Here is a 20,157-nt window from a genome sequence, read left to right as displayed (position 1 = left end):
ATGAAACGAAATCTCAATATAGAGTTAATACTCTACATATATTTTCAATTTAAAACGTTAACCACTTGGAACCAAACGCGCAAAATTTATATTTTGAATAAAATGTACAGACCACAAACTCAGGAAAAATAAAGCCTACCTCGTCACACTTTTCTGCTCAAAATATGCAAAATAAATTTGTGTTTTACGATTAATATTCTTTCTTAATTTATCTTTTCTAGTAATTGACTTGGTTTTAAATTCCAAGGTGATTTTTTTTAATCTTTTCGTGGTATAGTAACGCCGTTTTGATCGCGTTATTACAAATAAAAAGCAGTTTTAGTCGGCAGCATCACGTTTTGTTATTGACTAATAAATGCCGGGGTGTAGAGTTGCGGTCGAAAGTGAGCGGTGCTTAAGTTCAGGGGAAGTAACTTGGCAAGACTACAGTAAAACAATGGATTGTTGTTTTTCTAAGTTATTGTTTTAAAAGACTAAATAATAAGTCTAACAAACAGATACTTAAGCACTATTGTAGTGTCTATTCATAATTTTGTTATAAAGAGAATTATCATGCCGATGTCGCTCGGAAATGCCTTTATCAAGAATTTCCTTGGTAAAGCGCCTGATTGGTACAAAGTTGCCATTATAGCCTTCCTAATTATTAACCCGATTGTCTTCTTCCTAATTGACCCATTTGTTGCAGGTTGGTTGTTAGTTGCGGAATTTATTTTCACACTAGCAATGGCGCTTAAGTGTTACCCACTTCAGCCAGGTGGTTTACTTGCAATTGAAGCGGTCGCTATCGGGATGACTAGCCCTGCCCAGGTGAAGCATGAGCTAGTTGCGAATATCGAAGTACTTCTACTATTGGTATTCATGGTTGCCGGTATCTACTTTATGAAGCAGCTTCTGCTGTTCATCTTTACAAAGATCCTGCTTGGTATTCGTTCGAAAACGCTACTCTCCCTCGCGTTCTGTTTCGCCGCAGCATTTTTGTCAGCATTCCTAGATGCACTGACTGTAATCGCAGTGGTTATCAGCGTAGCGGTAGGTTTCTACTCGATTTACCACAAAGTCGCTTCTGGTAACCCAATTGGTGATCATGACCATACTCAAGATGACACGATTACTGAGCTAACACGTGACGACCTTGAGAACTACCGTGCTTTCTTGCGTTCACTATTGATGCACGCAGGTGTGGGTACCGCGCTCGGTGGTGTAACAACCATGGTTGGTGAACCTCAAAACTTGATTATTGCTGACCAAGCAGGTTGGTTCTTTGGTGAGTTCTTGATCCGCATGGCTCCAGTAACGTTGCCTGTATTCTTCTGCGGTCTGATTACTTGTGCCGTTGTTGAGAAGCTTAAAGTGTTTGGTTACGGTGCGCAGCTGCCTGATAACGTTCGTCAGATCCTTGTAGATTTCGACCGTGAAGAGCGCAAGACTCGTACTAACCAAGACGTAGCAAAACTATGGGTTCAAAGCCTAATCGCGGTTTGGCTGATTGTTGCGCTAGCGCTTCACTTGGCAGCCGTTGGTTTGATTGGTCTTTCAGTGATTATTCTAGCAACATCGTTCACTGGTGTTATCGAGGAACACTCAATGGGTAAAGCGTTTGAAGAGGCACTGCCTTTCACCGCGTTACTTGCTGTTTTCTTCTCGGTTGTTGCGGTAATTATTGACCAAGAACTATTTAAACCTGTGATTGACTCTGTACTCGCAGTTGAAGATAAAGGCACACAGCTCGCTTTATTCTACGTAGCAAATGGTCTGTTATCGATGGTATCGGATAACGTGTTTGTTGGTACGGTTTACATCAATGAAGTGAAAGCGGCATTGATGGAAGGTTTGATCACTCGTGAGCAGTTTGACCTACTAGCAGTAGCAATCAACACAGGTACTAACCTACCGTCAGTTGCAACACCAAACGGTCAAGCCGCATTCCTATTCCTACTAACATCAGCACTGGCACCATTGATTCGTCTATCATACGGTCGCATGGTGATCATGGCGCTTCCTTACACGGTTGTATTAGCGCTTGTTGGTCTGATGGGTATCATGTTCTTCCTAGAACCAGCGACAGCATTCTTCTACGATGCAGGCTGGATTGTACCTAGTAGTGGTGATCTAGCTCCAGTTGTGTCAGGTGGACACTAAAAATTTGAGTTGATTAGGAAACTTATCCAAGTTAAAAAGCTCTGAGTAATCAGAGCTTTTTTATATTTCAAACAGGATCGTAATCGTGAGTATTTTTGCATCACTAAACCAGTTTTCGAAGGGACGCTTATCTTGGCTCCTCCTTCTTTTAGCTATCATCTTTTTTGAAGCTTGCGCCCTCTTCTTCCAACACGTAATGATGCTGGCACCTTGTGTCATGTGTATTTATGAACGTGTCGCTATGATGGGGATTGGCGTGGCTGCCATGATTGGTCTTGTTGCACCCAATAACCCATTAGTACGTTGGATTGCGCTCGCCGCATGGGGAGCAAGTGCTTACAAAGGCTTGATGTTAGCGATGCAACATGTGGACTATCAGTTCAACCCATCGCCATTTGCAACGTGCGACTTGTTTGTCACATTCCCTAGCTGGGCACCATTAAACCAATGGGTTCCGTGGATGTTTGAAGCATACGGCGATTGTGCGAAGATCGTTTGGCAGTTCCTTGGTCTTTCCATGCCTCAATGGCTTGTGGTGATCTTTGCAGGTAACTTAGTCGCCCTTGCCTTTATTGTGATTGCCCAGTTCTTTGGCGGAAAGCGTAAAAACCCTATTCAGTAACGCTCCAACTGATTGCACTAAAAGCAGATTAAACCAATCAAAAAAGCCGACCTCATGGTCGGCTTTTTATCTTTAGTTCAATTACTTACCACAGCACTGCTTGAACTTCTTACCACTATCACATGGGCAAGGGTCATTACGACCGACATCCTTAAACGGATTCAAGCTCTTGGATTTTTTACCTACCATTAGCTCATCAGCACCAAGCGCCACTTCGTTAATCATCAAATCAAGCTGATCAATAAAATCCATTAGTGCTGGCGGTGTTTCAATACCCGCATCACGCATTTGCTGTTGCGTTTGCTCTTCATCAATCGCTAGCATCATTGTCGTAAGCAAAGCTTGCAACATACGCTCTAAGCCATCGTTGAGCACGACATCATGCCATTGCTCTTCAATCATGGACCATACAGACATAAAACCTTCAGCAAAGTCAGCTAACTGATCTGAATCATCGTTGGTCAACGCGAGAATCGAGTACTCATTTCTCAGGATGTAATTGTGTTGTTTGTGAATTTGCTCTTCGATGACAGGCTGAAGAGCTTTAAAGCCCTCACCAAGCAGTGGCTCTAGCCACGTTTCTGGCGCTAATGGTTTTGTGGTTAGGTTAGCAGCGAGCACTGCCCCTTCCAAAAACAATGAAGACTCATCGAACTGAACTTCACCTTTCTCAATTAATGTGTATTGCATGACATCTGGTTTCTCATAAATTTGGCGGCATTATACCCCAGAGCTTATACCCAAGTAACCTCGAGATGCTTGGGTATATAGGATGCTCGTTGATGTCACTCGATGCTGATGAGTCTTTTAATGACAAACTTCACTCACATCGCTACAATCGCCCTCTTTTTTCCCACCAAAGTGTATTAGGTAAACTATGCGAGTTGTATTAGGTCCAATGGAAGGCGTTTTGGACCATTTGATGCGCCAAATCCTGACCGAAATTAACGACTATGATCTGTGTGTGACAGAATTTGTTCGAGTGATCGATCAGCTTTTACCTGATCACGTATTCCACCGTTTGTGTCCAGAACTTCTTCAAGGGTCACAAACCGCGTCTAGCGTACCTGTTCACGTTCAATTACTTGGACAAGAGCCTAATTGGATGGCAGAAAACGCAATCAAGGCGGCAGAACTTGGTGCTCGTGGCATTGATCTTAACTTCGGATGCCCTGCTCGATTGGTGAATAAAAGTAAAGGTGGAGCGGCTTTATTGCAGCATCCGGAGTTGATCCATAACGTTGTAAAAGCGTGCCGTGAAGCAGTACCTACGGATATTCCTGTTACCGCAAAAATCCGTTTAGGTTGGGAAAACCCTGAAGACTGCTTTGAAATTGTCGACGCGATTCAATCTGCCGGCGCGAATGAGTTAACGGTTCATGCTCGTACAAAGCAAGGTGGTTATAAAGCTTCTGAAATCAAATGGGAATACATCACAAAAATCCGCGAGCGTTTTGATATCCCGTTAATCGCAAATGGCGAGATTTGGAATTACGAAGATGGTCAACGCTGCATCGAAACGACTGGCGTTGATTCTCTGATGGTTTGCCGTGGTGCCTTTAATATCCCAAACCTTGGTAACATGGTGAAATACGATCATAAGCCAATGGCTTGGTCAGAAGTTGTCGAACTGCTGATTTACTACTCTCAATTTGAGATGAAGGGCGACAAAGGTCTGTATTACCCTAACCGCGTAAAACAATGGTTCTCCTATCTACGTCAAGCTTACCCAGAAGCCAACGAGCTATTTAGAGAAATCCGCACGTTTAACAAAGCCGCGCCTATTGTTGAACATATTCAGCGCTACCGAGATGAGTTGCAATCTCGCGTCGCTTAGCGCGGAATAAACCCATTAGTACATAAAAAAGGGCGATGATATCGCCCTTTTTTATTTCTCTATTCTTAATAGCAAATCTTGTTCTTGCCCGTGCTCTTCGCCTCGTAAAGCTTTTCATCGGCAAGTTTGAATAGCTCATCAAAGCTTTCCAGTTGAGGAGAAGACTGAAACTCAACCCCTCCCGACACTGTGAACCCACCAGACACCACTTTTCGTGAGTTTTTAGCAATTGCGCTTCGCACACGCTCTAAGATGCGAAGCATACTGTCAAAGTCTTCATCATAAATCGCTAAGACAAACTCTTCGCCACCAAAACGGGATGCGACGTCCGAGTGGCGGATGTTCTCGCGTATGCACTTTGCAACCAGACGGATAGCATCGTCGCCGACATCATGACCATGTGTATCATTGATTGCTTTGAAATCATCGATATCAAACACTGCGAGCGCAACATGTTTTTTGGTCATTTTATTGCGCCAAACCGCTTGTATGCCACGGCGGTTTAGCAGCCCCGTCATTGGGTCTTTTGCCGCCAGTTCTTGGAAATAACGGCGCTCTGTACGGGTATTCACTAAGAACAAGGCCACAGTACTCAGTACGTAGATGAAAAACGCTACAGCCACGCTGTACTTTTCAAAGACTAATAAATTCTTAAATTCATCCCACCAATTGTATTCATAGAATATGCGATGATTTGAGCTCAAACGCTCATGTTCTATTGGCTGTAAACGGATTACATGCTTAGGTATGTCCATCATTCCAGAGATGATATGTAACTTACCTATTAGGTTTTCATTCGTTTCAAGTAAGTTATCCACATCAAAATCTATGGATAAAACGCCTTGGTGTTTACCCTTTTCGTAGATAGGTACAGTCAGGCTCACTACTTGCCCATCGTGCCGATCTAACATCGGTGCGGGACCAGACATGGTTACTTTGACGGTTTCCTGCGCTGTTTTCTGCCAGAAAGGTCTCGCCTTTAAAGTCTCCCAAAGTGCTTTGGAAAAGTACTGAGCGTAAGTATCTGGAGAAGAAATAACATACCCACGCTGATCAATATAGTGAATACCAATCACATGTGATTCGATATCATGTAGAAATGACAAAGACGGAGCAAAGCCTGCTTTTTGTTCTGCCAACTTAAACAGTTTAGTTCCTGGTTCACACAGTTCTTTTTGTCCAACAATCATGTAGTCAAGCTCAACGGCAGGCAGACCTCCGGAGTGCTTGTTTTCTAAAAGCAGCACATCAATCGGCCAAACAAAACACAGATCATTTTTGATCATATGATTGTGCTCTTGAAACAGAGGGTGAGCTGGGTTGGAGTAGTTAACAAAGCTGTAATCCAGCGCCGTTAATACTTTGATAGCACGATTAATAGCACGATCAACTTGCGCGTACTCTAATGTAATGTAGCGATTCATCGCGTCGTAGTAGTTCTTTGCGGTCACCACCATGACGGCAAGGAATAATAGTAGGGGGAAGAAGATGACAAACTTGAGGCTAAATCGCCTTTTAGTACCCATTGAACACCATTGATTATAATAATATCAGCCCTTCGAAAGCTTAGGCTATCGAAGGGCTATTTATAGTTTTTCACTTATGTATTCATAAATTTTAATAAAGAAGGCGCTCGAAGTCACTCCATCTGCCATACTTTGCAGTTCATTGCTGGGATATTGACAGAAAAATGACGTTCAATAGGCATTAGTTCACCTTTGTCTAATAATTGATGCAGGTGTTTAGCATTTAAGCCAAGTTGCCACAATGGTAGGTTAACATCTTGGTCACTGTTGCTAAGGTTAAATGCCACAACTATTGCTTCATCTTGCCATTGACGCCCATATGCCATGACTTGTTCACCACAATGAAGCCATTGTAAGCTACCACATTGTAGTGCCTTGTATTTCTTACGGATTTCTATCCATTCCTTATACAAAGGTAACCATTTAGAAGTCGTTATTTGGTCCCAAGGGAAACAACGTCGATTGTCTGGGTCGAGCCCTCCCTCTAGTCCAACTTCACTGCCATAATAAAGACAAGGTGTTCCAACGTAAGTCATCAATAATGCAAGCGCCATTTGCATTTTTTCTTCATTTCCATTTAATAGCGTCAGAAAACGGGCGGTATCATGACTGTCTAATTGATTAAGCTGCGACAGCTGATTTGCAAACGGTACTTTGGCACGAGCTTCATCTACCCATTCTTTGAAATCCAACGCATTGATATCAATCGGATCATACATAATGTCTTGTTTGGCAAATAACGCACGTACAGGGTGGGCAAAGCCATAATAGTTCATCGCTCCATCTTCTTGTCCACCTTGTAGCCACTGCGTTGCCTCAAAGAAGTGTTCACCTAACACATATGCATTCGGATTGGTGGACTTAGCAGCTTGACGGAAAGCTTCCACATAGTGGGCATTATTCTTCGCACCATCGCCCTCGCCTAACATATGGATAACGTCGAAGCGCCAGCCATCTACACAATACGGGGGTTTGAGCCAATGTTTGATCACAGCTTCTTCACTTTGATAGATGTAATCACGTACCTGTTCATTTTCGAAATTCAGAACAGGTAAGTTACCAATCCCTTTCCAGCCAATATAGTTGTTGGTTTGACCTTCGAAGAAGTAATAATCTCGGAAATCTGAATTGGGATTTCCATAAGCGCCCTGACCTTCTTGCTTAATATCAAACCAAGGATGATGAACAGACGTGTGGTTAAACACAGCATCCAAAACAATCTTCATTTGTTTGCCACGAATTTGCTCACACAACTGCGCAAACTGCTCATTCGTGCCAAACATAGGGTCAATCTGGAAGTAATCCGTTGTGTCATATTTATGATTACTTGGCGCTGTAAAAACTGGGTTAAAGTAAAGTGCTGTTACACCCAGACCGGATAGATAATCCAGCTTTTGTTCAATGCCTTTTAGATCCCCACCAAAGAACTCGCGAGCCCCCGTATTTTGGTGCGTTCCAACGGCATCTCCCCACGCCTTCACCATGGCACTTGAATCGTGATGTGCATAAGCATTTTTTATAGCGGTATGCTCCTGACTAGCAGCAAAACGATCTGGGAAGATCTGATAGAAGACTTGCTCTTGAACCCAGCTTGGCGGCTGAGATTGTACGTTTAACTTAAAGTGAAACTCTTTGGGCGGAACGCGCTTATGCACACCTCTCGCGTCTAACCAGAACTGGCTCGCCCCCTTAACAAGTTTAAACACGTAATGTGTCACGTCTCGATCTTTGTTTGGAGCAAACTGACCTTTCCACAACTGCAACTCACCAGCTTTACCATGAGGCTGCATCTCAATGAGATATTCTTCATTATCAGGCTCGCACCTTACATGGATGCAATCGAATTGGGTGTCATCCGTTTTGAGAACGACGGTCAGCCGTTCACCATCGAATTCAAGACCATCTTTCGTTTGGCTATGGAAGATAAATGGAAGGGACATGGCAAGTGCTCTTTGTATTGGAATATTCCACTATTTTAATAAAGAGCTTCTACCTAAAAATCCTCCTTTTAAAAATACCGTATGGGTCATTTTCTTAAGGAGGATCACGTTTGGTAGGCGTAGTCGATGAGCAGTCAATGCTAGTTTAGTAGGAGACTATCGTCAGCCAGTTCTTCTCCGCGCACTTTAGAGAACATTTCAAGCAAGTCGGGAACTTGCATATTTTTACGTTGCTCCCCTGCCACATCTAGCACTATTTCACCTTGGTGAAGCATGACGGTTCTGTCACCACACGCTAACGCGTCTTTCATGGAATGCGTCACCATCATCACAGTAAGGTCGAACTCAGTAACAATGCGTTTAGTTAAATCAATAACAAACGCTGCCATACGAGGGTCCAACGCGGCGGTATGCTCATCAAGCAACAACAGCTTACTGTCTGAAAGTGTTGCCATTACAAGGCTGACAGCCTGTCGCTGTCCTCCTGAGAGTAGACCAATGCTGTCACCTAAGCGATCTTCTAACCCCAAGCCAAGAATGCTGATACGTTCCTGAAACAGCTTACGGCGTTTAGTAGAAAGAGCCATTCCCCAACCACGACGTTTTCCTCGCATGTAAGCAAGCGCCATATTTTCTTCGATGGAAAGCTCGCCACATGTACCAGCCAATGGGTCTTGGAACACCCTCGCACATTGAGTAGCACGCTGAGCAACGGTTTTCCGTGTCACGTCTTTCCCATCAATGATCACCTTTCCGCCAATCATTGGTGTTTCCCCCGTCACGGCTCCGAGTAGAGTTGATTTCCCCGCACCGTTAGAGCCAATCACCGTAAGAAATTGATGCTCAGGAACCTCTAGGGACACGCTCTTTAAGGCTCGATTTTCTAAAATCGTACCAGGGTTAAACGTCACCTGAATGTCATTAAGTTCAATCATAGCGCCTCCCCTGAGCCGTTTTTGGATGCCGCTTGTTTGGCATTAATCACTCGCTGCTTTGCTTTCATCCTCTGTTTAAGTTTCGGTGCAATTAGAGCGACCGCCACCAGCACCGCTGTCACCAGATTTAGATCCGATGCTTGCAAACCAAACATGCCGGAACTCAGCGCAAAAGCAACCGCCAGACGGTACAACACCGAACCAATAATTACCGCGCAAACAGCAACCCAGATTTTGCGTCCTGGAATCAAAGTCTGACCAAGGATCACCGCCGCTAAACCAACCACAATCGTCCCTACACCAGACGTGACATCGGCAAAGCTATTTGTTTGAGCAAACAGAGCCCCAGCAAAACCCACAAATCCGTTGGATAATGCCAAACCAAAATACGTGTAGAATCCCGTACTGGCTCCTTGTGCCGCGACCATTCGAGCGTTTACGCCTGTTGCTCTTAACCCTAAACCAAAATCACTATTTAGAAGGCGCACAACAAATAACGCAGAGAGTAAAACCAATACGCCCACGACCAATGGTCGGATGTACATCGCATCTCCCATGGCTTCAAAAGGCGTCAGAATCGTATCTTCGCCCAGTAGCGCCATATTCGGTTTTCCCATGATGCGGATGTTGATGGAAAATGCCGCAATCATGGTCAGGATTGAGGCAAGAAGATGAAGGATGCCGCAACGAACGGCAAGAAAAGCGGTGACCCACCCGGTCATGCCACCAGCGATTATAGCCAGTCCCGTTGCTAACCAAGGGTTGATACCCGCAACGATGGCTGTTGCTGCAACAGCCGCCCCCATAGGGAAACTACCGTCAACGCTTAGGTCCGGAAAGTCAAGAACACGAAACGTAAGGTAAACGCCCAAGGCGACCAAGCCGTAGATAAGCCCTATCTCGAGCGCACCAAAAAAAGCAAATGCAGACATAACTGCTCCTTTCTGCATAGATCAGGTCGGTAGAACACCGACCTAAAAACAACGCTTACTGCATACTAGTTGCACGTTTCACAACAGAACCTGGCAATTGAATACCAAGCTTACTTGCCGCGCCTTCATTCACGACAAGATCTGAGCCTGTCGCCACTTTTACATCTAACTTACCCGGATCTTGCCCTTCAAGAATAGCTGCCACGTAATCGGCTGTTTGAACACCGACTTGGTAGTAGTCAAAACCTAAGCTTGCGATAGCCCCTTTCTCAACATATGACGTCGCGCCTCCAAATACCGGTTTCTTCGCTTGGTTTGCGGCAACGATCATTCCTTCAATCGCGCTTGCAACCGTGTTATCTGTTGGTGCGTAAATGATGTCCGATTTCGCTGCAATAGCTTGAGTTGCAGATTGTACATCTGCGCTTTTCAGTGCCGTCGCTTCAACAACTTTTAATCCTTTTGACTCTGCGCTCTCTTTCAATAACTGTACCAAGGTGACGGCATTTGCTTCCCCTGGGTTGTAAACCACGCCAATGGATTTCACCGAAGGTAAGATTTCCTGAATCAACGCAACGTGCTGTGCGACCGGAGATAAATCAGAGAGTCCTGTGACATTCTTTCCTGGTTGACTCATCGATTTGACCAACTTGGCACCAACAGGGTCCGTCACTGCAGTAAACACAACAGGAATAGAGCGAGTCGCAGAGACCAAAGCTTGTGCTGATGGCGTTGCTATACCAACGAGGACGTCCGGGCTTTCTCCTACATACTGGCGTGCGATCTGAACCGCGATTGCTGGATTACCTTGCGCTGTCTTGTAGTCAAACTCTAAGTTCTTCCCTTGTTCATACCCTTTGGCTTTCAGACCGTCTAACAACCCTTGACGAGTTGCATCCAAAGCAGGGTGTTCAACAATCTGTGATACCGCGACTGTCGCGGTTTTAGCCAGAACGCTAGCGGAAGAAAAAGCCGTGGTCGTAGCAAGAATAGCAATGGCGAGTAAACGTTTTGTTTTCATCATGACTCCTTGATGTTTCTTCGTCCTTGAACTGCAAGCACAATGTTGCTGACGTACTCACGAGTCTTTGAAGTAGAAGATGGGATGTTGTGTTTATAGCTGCGCACTTTTTGTGCATCTAATTATCATTATTAACGCTAAGTCTGAGGAAAGAAAAGTAAGATTTAACAACAAAGTAACATTTGTGATCTCACAATCGGCACGAGAGGCGGTGATTACAAATAAGCAAAGAGTAAAAAACCATGTTGCGGGCATAAAAAATGGAGTGGCTAAAAGCACACTCCATTTCAATGAGTTGATGACCGAACAAGAAGATTAGAACCAACGCTCTAATGAAGTCTTATCCAGTTGGCGAAAAGCTCGGTTTAAAATTACTGCGAGCTCTTTATATCTTGGACGCGCTTTAGCAGGCTCTAAAGCAAATCCTGTTTCGGTAATTTTTTGGTGCAGCTCTCGATACCACGATGCTAAGGCAGGTGGCAACTTAGTATTGGAACGGCTGCCCAACCACCACATGCCTTGCAGTGGCATGCTGATTGCGAACAGTGCAACCACAATGGCTTGAGGAAGCGCATCATAATTGTTAAAAGCCATTTGAGTGAGCACACTGATTGCTGCAACCGCTGGCATCACTTTAATGCCAAAGCGTGTTGCTTTAATAATGCGTTGTTCGGGAAAAATGGCGTTCAGCTCTTTACGAACCGGCCAGATCTCCATGTAACTCTGGCCGTCTTTCAGGCTATGGATCAATCCGACTTGTTTGCTCATACCGCTCTCTCACTAAAAAATAGTTGAACATTTCAACTGAAGGCGCAAAAAATTGATGAAAGTTAATATTCTTTCAAAATTTTTTTGTTATCATTGCCTATTATCGCTATCCTTTGCAGACCCTCAATCTCATTGTTGCCGTTATTTACAATTTAAGCAACTCCGAGATTTTATTCTGCACGGATCGCTTCATAGTGGTGGATGGGTTCATCACTATTCATTTATACGGAATTAGAACAATTTTTGACCAAGATTAGTACGCACCCTTGGCGGTATCGTCTATTCTTGTGATTAATTTTTCATCCTTTAACTGATTTTGATCAGACGAATAACAGGTAGTCACACATGTCTAAGCTAGTTTTAGTTTTAAACTGCGGTAGTTCTTCTCTTAAATTTGCTGTTGTTGATGCAGAAACAGGTGCAGAGCACCTATCAGGTCTTGCTGAATGTCTTCACCTTCCTGAAGCACGTATCAAGTGGAAACTTGACGGTAAACACGAAGCTCAACTAGGCAACGGTGCAGCACACGAAGAAGCACTAGCGTTCATGGTTGAAACTATTCTTGCTTCTAAGCCAGAGCTTAAAGCTAACCTAGGCGCTATCGGTCACCGTATCGTACACGGTGGTGAGCAGTTCACTCAATCTGCACTAATCACTGATGACGTACTAAAAGGTATTCAAGACGCTGCGACTTTCGCACCGCTTCACAACCCAGCGCACATCATCGGTATCGAAGCTGCTAAACACAACTTCCCAGAGCTTCAAAACGTTGCTGTATTCGACACTGCGTTCCACCAAACTATGCCTGAAGAGTCTTTCCTATACGCTCTTCCATACAAACTATACAAAGAGCACGGTATCCGTCGTTACGGCATGCACGGTACTTCACACCTATTCATCACTCGTGAAGTTGCAGGCCTACTAAACAAGCCAGTTGAAGAAGTAAACATCATCAACTGTCACCTAGGTAACGGTGCTTCTGTTTGTGCAATCAAGAACGGTCAATCTGTAGACACTTCTATGGGTCTTACTCCTCTTGAAGGTCTAGTAATGGGTACTCGTTGTGGTGATATCGACCCAGCTATCGTATTCCACCTACACGACGCTCTAGGTTACTCTGTTGAAGAAATCAACAACATGCTAACTAAAGAGTCTGGTCTTGCTGGTCTAACTGAAGTGACTTCTGACTGTCGTTTCGTTGAAGACAACTACGGTGAGAAAGAAGAAGCAACTCGTGCAATGGACGTGTTCTGTCACCGTCTAGCTAAGTACGTAGCTGGTTACACTGCTTCTATGGAAGGTCGTCTAGACGCAATCACGTTCACTGGCGGTATCGGCGAAAACTCTGGTCCTATCCGTGAAATGGTTCTAAACCGTCTAGGTATCTTCGGTATCGAAGTTGATGGTGAAGCTAACCTTAAAGCACGTTTTGGCGGCGAAGGTACTATCACTACAGCTAACAGCCGTATCCCAGCAATGGTTATCTCTACTAACGAAGAGCTAGTAATTGCTGAAGACACTGCACGCCTAGCAGGTCTTTAATAGATTGAACTGGCTAGCCACTCGGCTAGCCAGTTTTTCTTCCAAAAGAATTTCTTAGGGGCTTAACTCCTATTCTCTGAATTATTCATGGAATAAGAGTTGAGCTTTTATCCCCCAATAGCTAAAGGTACTCTACGAATGTCTCGTACTATTATGCTTATCCCTGCAAGTGCTGGTGTTGGTCTAACTAGCGTAAGCATGGGTGTTCTTCGCGCAATGGAGCGCAAAGGCGTTAAGGTTTCTTTCTACAAACCAATTTCACAGCCACGTTCTGGCGGTGATCAACCTGATCTAACTTCAACTATCGTTGGTTACAACAGCGATATGAAGATCGGTCAACCACTAGCGATGTCTGTTGCTGAAAGCCTAATCGGTAACGACAACATGGACGAGCTGCTAGAAACTGTTGTTGAGCGTTACAACCAAATCAACAAAGATGCAGACGTAACGCTTATCGAAGGTCTAGTACCAACTCGTAAGCACCCATTCGCTAACCAAGTGAACGCGGAAATCGCAGCGACTCTAGGCGCGGAAATCGTTCTTGTTGCAACTCCTGGTACAGATAACCCAGCTCAACTTAAAGAGCGCATCGAAGTAGCATGTTCTAACTTCGGTGGTACTAAGAACAAGAACATCTCTGGCGTAATCATCAACAAGCTAAACGCACCTGTTGACGAAGCTGGCCGTACTCGCCCTGACCTATCTGAAATCTTTGATGATGCAGACAGCGCGAAGCAAAACGAAATGAAAGTGATGGAAATCTTCAACACTTCTCCAATTCGTGTACTAGGTTGCGTGCCATGGAGCATCGATCTGATCGCTACTCGTGCTATCGATATGGCTCAGCACCTAAATGCTGACATCATCAACGAAGGTGACATTGCGACTCGTCGTATTAAGAGCATCACTTTCTGTGCACGTTCTCTGCCAAACATGATTGAGCACTTCAAACCAGGTTCTCTACTTGTTACTTCTGCAGACCGTCCAGACGTAATCGTTGCAGCAGCACTTGCAGCAATGAACGGTGTTGATATCGGTGCAGTTCTATTGACTGGCGGTTACGACATCCCTGAAGAGATCACTGGTCTTTGTAAGCCAGCGTTCGAAACTGGTCTACCGATCTTCAAAGCACAAGGTAACACTTGGCAGACTTCTCTAAACCTACAGAGCTTCTCTATCGAAGTACCTGCAGACGATAAAGAGCGTATTGAGTTCATCAACGAGCACGTTGCTGGTCACATCGACGGTAACTGGATCGAGTCTATGACTGAAGGTACTCAGAAGTCTCGTCGTCTAAGCCCACCAGCATTCCGTTACCAGCTAACTGAGTTCGCTCGTAAAGCTGGTAAGCGTATCGTTCTTCCTGAAGGTGACGAGCCACGTACAGTTAAAGCTGCGGCTATCTGTGCTGAGCGCGGCATCGCTGAATGTGTGCTTCTAGGTAACCCAGACGAAATCCGTCGCGTTGCTGCACAACAAGGCGTTGAGCTAGGTGCTGGCGTAACTATCATCAACTCTGATGAAGTTCGTGAAAACTACGTTGCTCGTCTAGTTGAGCTACGTGGCGCGAAAGGTATGACTGAAGTTGTTGCTCGTGAGAAGCTACAAGATTCAGTATTCCTAGGCACAATGATGCTTGAGAACGACGAAGTAGACGGTCTAGTTTCTGGTGCGGTTCACACCACAGCAAACACTATCGTTCCTCCGTTCCAAATCATCAAGACTGCACCTGATGCGTCTATCGTATCTTCTGTATTCTTCATGCTGCTACCTGACCAAGTATTGGTTTACGGTGACTGTGCGATCAACCCAGATCCAACAGCTGAACAGCTTGCTGAAATCGCTATCCAATCTGCTGATTCTGCAGCGGCATTCGGTATCGACCCTCGCGTTGCTATGATCTCTTACTCTACTGGTGAATCTGGTAAGGGTGCAGACGTAGATAAAGTACGTGAAGCGACTAAGATTGCTCAAGAGAAACGTCCAGATCTAGTGATCGACGGTCCTCTACAGTACGATGCAGCGATCATGGAAAACGTGGCAGCTTCTAAAGCGCCTAACTCTCCAGTAGCAGGTAAAGCGACAGTATTCGTATTCCCAGACCTAAACACTGGTAACACGACTTACAAAGCGGTACAACGTTCAGCAGACCTAGTATCTATCGGTCCAATGCTTCAAGGTATGCGCAAGCCTGTAAACGACCTATCTCGCGGTGCACTAGTAGACGATATCGTGTACACAGTTGCTCTAACTGCGATTCAGGCAGATCAAGCTGACCAAGCAAAAGAAAAAGCAGTTAACTAATAACTTCGCTTCTTCCAAAGAATAAAACCTCGCCACGGCGAGGTTTTTTTCATTTAATGTTCGGATAAATCAATACAAAGCCAAAAACAAAATAGCGCCAGAAAGCACGCATCCAACCATGACGGGCGCAACTCTTCTCCACAATGCCTTATCCCCTATTGCGACAACCATCCCCATTTTCACCACTGTATTGACTGATGCCGCGATCAGAATACCCAGTGCCGCGGTTTCCACACTTAGGGTTTGGGTACTTTGTCGCCCAAGAGCAAGGGAAATAGCATCGACATCTGTAATGCCGGATAGCGCAGATAGTATCAGAACACCAGCATTACCAAACAGATCAGCCAGTGCATGCGATAACAGCATAATCACAGCCAATACGACACCGAAGAACAACGCCGATTGCAATGCCAAAGGATTGGTTTGTTTATTTGATTGTTCCACCTTCCCTACCTCACTTCGACGCCATATCCACCAAGCAGGGAAGTAAAGAGCAATCATCATAATCATGACGATGGGCCACAACAATGTCACTAACTGAGGGTTAATCACTGACAGCACAATTAGCAGCCTAGGAAACATGGTACCGCAACTCAATAGTATGCCGCTTGCTAGCAAAGGGCTGATACTCGATTGTTCGCGTGAAAGATGGGAGAACTGCAGTGTGAGCGCAGTAGATGAGCTTAAGCCAGCGAAGACAGAAGTAAACAAAATGCCTCGCTTCGCCCCACCAATTTTAATCGCAAAGTAGCCCACAAATGAAATACTGGCAATCAACACCACCATCCACCAAATCTCATAAGGATTAAGTGCATTCCAAGGACCGTAAGCTTGATTGGGTAAGAGCGGCAACAAGACGATGGAAATGAGCAGCAGACGCAAAGCGGCATCAAGCTCGTACTCTTGGAGGCGTTGAAGCGCCTGATGAAGTTCTCTCTTGTTGTCCAGAACAACTGCGGTGATAACGGCAGCTGCCGCAGCAAGAACAGGCTCACCGGATACTGCCAAACTACCAAGAACAAACGTAATGACTAAACTGACGACGCCAGTAATGCTGATGTCTTCACTCTTTCTTTGCTGAATAACAAACGCAATGCAAGCAAGAATAACCAAAGCAATAAGAGCAAAGCCAAGTAACAAAGGCGTATACAGATTGGCAAGAATCCCAACCAAGCCACCAAGCAAACCGACTAAAGAAAAGGTGCGAATACCTGCAACGCGACTGCCTTCGACGCTATTGCGCATCACCCAGCCACGTTGTGTTCCCACAATCGCACCCAAAAGCAGAGCAACAAACAGATTCCAAATTAGATGCTCGCCACTGACAAACTCATTGATATCCATACCCCACCTCGGTCAAAGATCGGTTGTTATATCATCAGTTTATGTGATTGGTAGGAAGAAGCTGTGATGCTAAGAAGATATTGAGAAAAAAGAAAAGCGCCACATCAAATGGCGCTTTTCTTAGAGGTTTTAAACTTAGGTAGATTCTCGACCATGAGGTGAATCCAAATCTAATTCAGGACCTTTTGGTACCACTTGTGTTGGGTTGATGCCAGTATGGCTAAAATAATAGTGACGCTTTATGTGGTAGAAGTCCGTGGTTTCTGCCACACCCTCTACTTGATACAGCTCTTTCAAATAACCTTGAATGTTTGCGTAATCAGCAATACGTTGTTTATTACACTTGAAATGACCAACATACACCGCATCAAAACGCACAAGAGTAGTAAACAAGCGCCAATCCGCTTCAGTGATTTTATTACCTGCTAAGTAGCGATGCGTCGCAAGATGGGCATCAATTTTATCCAAAGCATCAAAGAGTGAATCAAAAGCTTCTTCATACGCCTCTTGAGTTGTGGCAAACCCGCAACGATAAACACCGTTATTCACGTGTGGATAGATGTCATCATTCCATTCATCAATCACACTTTGAAGCTGCTCCGGGTAATAATCATCATGATTGCCTGTTAACTCATTAAACTCAGAGTTAAACATTCGGATGATTTCTGACGATTCATTCGACACAATGGTATTGGTCTTCTTGTCCCATAATACTGGCACTGTTACTCGACCAGTGTAATCCGGTTTAGCTTCAGTATAAATTTGATGCATACGGGAGTGACCAAATAATGGCTCAGGCAGTCCCATCTGCCAGCCCTCGTTTAGCATATCAGGACACACCACGGTGACATCGATGTGTTTTTCTAACCCTTTGAGACTGCGAAAAATCAACGTTCGGTGTGCCCAAGGACAAGCAAGTGAAACATACAAGTGATAGCGACCAGACTCTGGTTGATAGGTTGCATCCGGTTTGTTTTTAATCCAGTTACGAAACCCTGCATCTTCTCGCACGAATTTACCGCCACTTGATTTAGTGTCGTACCATACATCGTGCCAAACACCTTCAACTAACTTACCCATGACTGCTCTCCTCAGATTCTGTTTTCCACTATATTAGCGAATCATGCAAAGCTTAAAATCCAACCGCTTAGTTCAACTTGTTCAAGAATTTCGAATGAACTAAATCAAGCCTAGATCGTAGGCATAAAAAAAGCGCGACCCTATAAAAGGAGCCGCGCTTAAGCCCGTCACAGGCCGAATTTAATTACACCGCTACGTGCAAACAAGAAACTGCATGAATATCAGAACCTTGGATATTTGGTTTTGTCTTTGCACACTCATCCGTTGCTTGAGGGCAACGAGTACGGAATACACAGCCCGATGGTGGGCTGATCGGAGATGGTAGATCACCTTCTAACATCTGGATCTTCTTACTGCGTTCAATTTCCGGATCTGGAATAGGCACAGCAGACATTAGTGCACGAGTGTATGGGTGCTTTGGATCTGCAAACAACGCATCTGCTTCACCCAGCTCCACAGCATTACCTAGGTACATAACCAGTACGCGGTCAGAAATGTGTTTCACAACTGATAAATCGTGCGCAATGAACACCAATGAAAGACCAAGCTCTTTTTGCAGCTCTTTCAATAGGTTAACTACCTGAGCCTGAATCGATACATCCAGTGCTGATACTGGCTCGTCACAGATAATCATCTTAGGTTTTAAAATCAGAGCACGTGCGATACCAATACGCTGACACTGACCACCAGAGAATTCGTGTGGGTAACGGTTGATAACGTTTGGTAGAAGACCTACCTTCGCCATCATCTCTTTTACGCGGTCTTTCACTTCTTGCTTAGTCAGCTCTGGGTAGAATGTCTCTAATGGTTCAGCGATGATGTCACCAACCGTCATACGTGGGTTAAGAGAAGCCAGAGGATCTTGGAAAATCATTTGGATTTCTTTACGCGTTTCACGGCGTTGGACGTCTTTCATTTTTGTCAGATCTTGACCCAACCAAACCACTTCACCGTCTGTTGCTTCCACCAGACCAATGATGGCGCGAGCAAATGTCGATTTACCACAACCGGACTCGCCTACTACACCAAGGGTCTCGCCTTCGTATAAACGAACGTTTACGCCGTCTACCGCTTTTAGGCTTGAAGGTTTTGACCAAGGCCACGCAGATTTTGATGCAATGCTGAAGTGAACTTTCAGATCAGATACATCCAGAATTAGCTTTTTATCTGTACTCATTTGCTCCAAGCCTCCCATTCAGAAAAACATGCACGCTGACGACCATCACCAAATGGCGTCAGAATTGGTGCTTCACGCTTACAACGATCCATCACGCGATGGCAGCGATCTTGGTAAGGACAGCCAGGTGGTAGACGAAGCAAGTTTGGCGGGTTGCCAGGAATCGTTGGCAGAATCTCGCCTTCTGTATCTAGACGAGGAATAGCCTTCAATAGACCTTCTGCGTATGGGTGGCTTGGGTTGTAGAAGATTTCGTTCACTGTGCCGTACTCCATGGTACGACCCGCGTACATAACCAGTACTTTGTCACATGAACCTGCAACAACACCAAGGTCGTGCGTGATCATGATGATTGCAGTGTTGAACTCAGATTTCAGCTCGTTCAGCAGATCCATGATCTGCGCTTGAACCGTAACGTCCAATGCCGTTGTTGGCTCATCCGCAATAAGCAGTTTTGGACGACACAGCAGCGCCATTGCGATCATTACACGTTGACGCATACCGCCCGAGAACTCGTGTGGGTACATAGTGATACGCTTACGGGCTTCTGGGATTTTTACTGCTTCAAGCATACGAACAGACTCTTCGAATGCTTCTGCTTTGCCCATACCTTTGTGCAGCATCAGTACTTCCATCAGCTGATCACTGACTTTCATGTATGGGTTAAGAGAGGTCATCGGGTCTTGGAAGATCATAGCGATCTGTTCCGCTCGAACCTTGTTAAGCTCTTTTTCTGGAAGGTTAAGGATTTCTCGACCTTCAAATTTCGCGCTACCAGAGATAATACCGTTCTTAGCCAGTAGACCCATGATTGCGAATACAGTTTGTGACTTACCTGAACCAGACTCACCTACGATACCTAGGGTCTCGCCTTGATTCAGAGAGAAGTTCAAATCGTTTACTGCGGTTACGATACCATCTTGCGTGGTAAATTCGACGCGCAGATCTTTGACATCTAATAAACTCATCATTGCTTCCTTTATTCTTTCT

Annotated in this window: 16 protein-coding genes; 5 read left to right on the top strand and 11 right to left on the bottom strand. The window is 44.9% G+C overall.

The features are described from left to right. The first annotated feature begins 552 nt into the window (after window positions 1-552). Window positions 553-2,139 (top strand): Na(+)/H(+) antiporter NhaB, encoded by a 1,587-nt coding sequence (gene nhaB, locus OH459_RS17225; protein ID WP_009698498.1) that lies wholly within the window; start codon window positions 553-555, stop codon window positions 2,137-2,139. Window positions 2,140-2,224: 85 nt separating this feature from the next. Next, on the top strand, window positions 2,225-2,761 hold the full coding sequence (gene dsbB, locus OH459_RS17220) for a disulfide bond formation protein DsbB (RefSeq protein ID WP_017189373.1): 537 nt from the start codon (window positions 2,225-2,227) through the stop codon (window positions 2,759-2,761). Window positions 2,762-2,842: 81 nt separating this feature from the next. Here the strand turns inward: dsbB and OH459_RS17215 are convergent, their stop codons facing one another. After that, window positions 2,843-3,451 carry an SEC-C metal-binding domain-containing protein gene (locus OH459_RS17215; protein ID WP_005444758.1) on the bottom strand — a complete coding sequence of 203 codons (609 nt, stop codon included), beginning with the start codon at window positions 3,449-3,451 and terminating at the stop codon, window positions 2,843-2,845. A gap of 187 nt (window positions 3,452-3,638) precedes the next feature. Here OH459_RS17215 and dusC point away from each other — a divergent pair, with 187 nt between their 5' ends. Next, window positions 3,639-4,598 (top strand): tRNA dihydrouridine(16) synthase DusC, encoded by a 960-nt coding sequence (gene dusC, locus OH459_RS17210; RefSeq protein ID WP_017189372.1) that lies wholly within the window; start codon window positions 3,639-3,641, stop codon window positions 4,596-4,598. A gap of 65 nt (window positions 4,599-4,663) precedes the next feature. Here the strand turns inward: dusC and OH459_RS17205 are convergent, their stop codons facing one another. The 6 genes from OH459_RS17205 to yfbV form a co-directional block, all read right to left on the bottom strand. Further along, a complete protein-coding gene (locus OH459_RS17205; RefSeq protein WP_017189371.1) occupies window positions 4,664-6,124 on the bottom strand; it encodes a sensor domain-containing diguanylate cyclase in 1,461 nt (486 codons plus the stop codon). 113 nt (window positions 6,125-6,237) lie between these two features. Then, the gene (malZ, locus tag OH459_RS17200; protein ID WP_269987808.1) at window positions 6,238-8,064 is read right to left on the bottom strand and encodes a maltodextrin glucosidase; all 1,827 of its coding nucleotides are present in this window, start codon (window positions 8,062-8,064) and stop codon (window positions 6,238-6,240) included. A gap of 140 nt (window positions 8,065-8,204) precedes the next feature. Then, complete coding sequence (locus tag OH459_RS17195; RefSeq protein ID WP_005444750.1) at window positions 8,205-8,999, bottom strand: ABC transporter ATP-binding protein; 795 nt, start codon at window positions 8,997-8,999, stop codon at window positions 8,205-8,207. After that, window positions 8,996-9,931 (bottom strand): ABC transporter permease, encoded by a 936-nt coding sequence (locus OH459_RS17190; protein ID WP_050908464.1) that lies wholly within the window; start codon window positions 9,929-9,931, stop codon window positions 8,996-8,998. The genes OH459_RS17195 and OH459_RS17190 overlap by 4 nt, the downstream gene beginning before the upstream one ends. A 55-nt stretch (window positions 9,932-9,986) precedes the next feature. Continuing rightward, the gene (locus OH459_RS17185; protein ID WP_005444747.1) at window positions 9,987-10,952 is read right to left on the bottom strand and encodes an ABC transporter substrate-binding protein; all 966 of its coding nucleotides are present in this window, start codon (window positions 10,950-10,952) and stop codon (window positions 9,987-9,989) included. Window positions 10,953-11,267: 315 nt separating this feature from the next. After that, complete coding sequence (yfbV, locus tag OH459_RS17180) at window positions 11,268-11,720, bottom strand: terminus macrodomain insulation protein YfbV (protein ID WP_005444743.1); 453 nt, start codon at window positions 11,718-11,720, stop codon at window positions 11,268-11,270. A 345-nt stretch (window positions 11,721-12,065) separates the two neighbouring features. Here yfbV and OH459_RS17175 point away from each other — a divergent pair, with 345 nt between their 5' ends. Together OH459_RS17175 and pta are read left to right on the top strand one after the other, a co-directional pair. Beyond that, a complete protein-coding gene (locus tag OH459_RS17175; RefSeq protein WP_005444740.1) occupies window positions 12,066-13,262 on the top strand; it encodes an acetate kinase in 1,197 nt (398 codons plus the stop codon). 138 nt (window positions 13,263-13,400) lie between these two features. Beyond that, a complete protein-coding gene (pta, locus tag OH459_RS17170) occupies window positions 13,401-15,566 on the top strand; it encodes a phosphate acetyltransferase (RefSeq protein ID WP_005439640.1) in 2,166 nt (721 codons plus the stop codon). Between the two features lie 69 nt (window positions 15,567-15,635). On the opposite strand, the gene OH459_RS17165 is transcribed toward pta, so the two are convergent. From OH459_RS17165 to OH459_RS17150, 4 genes are all read right to left on the bottom strand, one after another. Continuing rightward, window positions 15,636-16,910, bottom strand: a complete 1,275-nt coding sequence (locus OH459_RS17165) for an MgtC/SapB family protein (RefSeq protein WP_256902244.1) — start codon at window positions 16,908-16,910, stop codon at window positions 15,636-15,638. Between the two features lie 135 nt (window positions 16,911-17,045). Continuing rightward, entirely contained in the window at window positions 17,046-17,990 is a 945-nt protein-coding gene (locus OH459_RS17160) for a glutathione S-transferase family protein (RefSeq protein ID WP_269987807.1), read from the bottom strand. 184 nt (window positions 17,991-18,174) lie between these two features. Then, complete coding sequence (gene oppF, locus OH459_RS17155; RefSeq protein WP_009698507.1) at window positions 18,175-19,167, bottom strand: murein tripeptide/oligopeptide ABC transporter ATP binding protein OppF; 993 nt, start codon at window positions 19,165-19,167, stop codon at window positions 18,175-18,177. Beyond that, window positions 19,164-20,135, bottom strand: coding sequence for an ABC transporter ATP-binding protein (locus tag OH459_RS17150; RefSeq protein WP_005444728.1), 972 nt, complete (start codon window positions 20,133-20,135; stop codon window positions 19,164-19,166). Before OH459_RS17150 ends, oppF begins: the two co-directional genes overlap by 4 nt. Between the last annotated feature and the right edge of the window lie 22 nt (window positions 20,136-20,157).

The sequence above is a fragment of the Vibrio sp. MM46 genome, from assembly GCF_027587135.1.
Classification (GTDB): Bacteria; Pseudomonadota; Gammaproteobacteria; order Enterobacterales; family Vibrionaceae; genus Vibrio; species Vibrio harveyi.
Note: the sequence above shows the minus strand (reverse complement) of the source record. Positions and strands in the feature narration are given on the sequence as shown.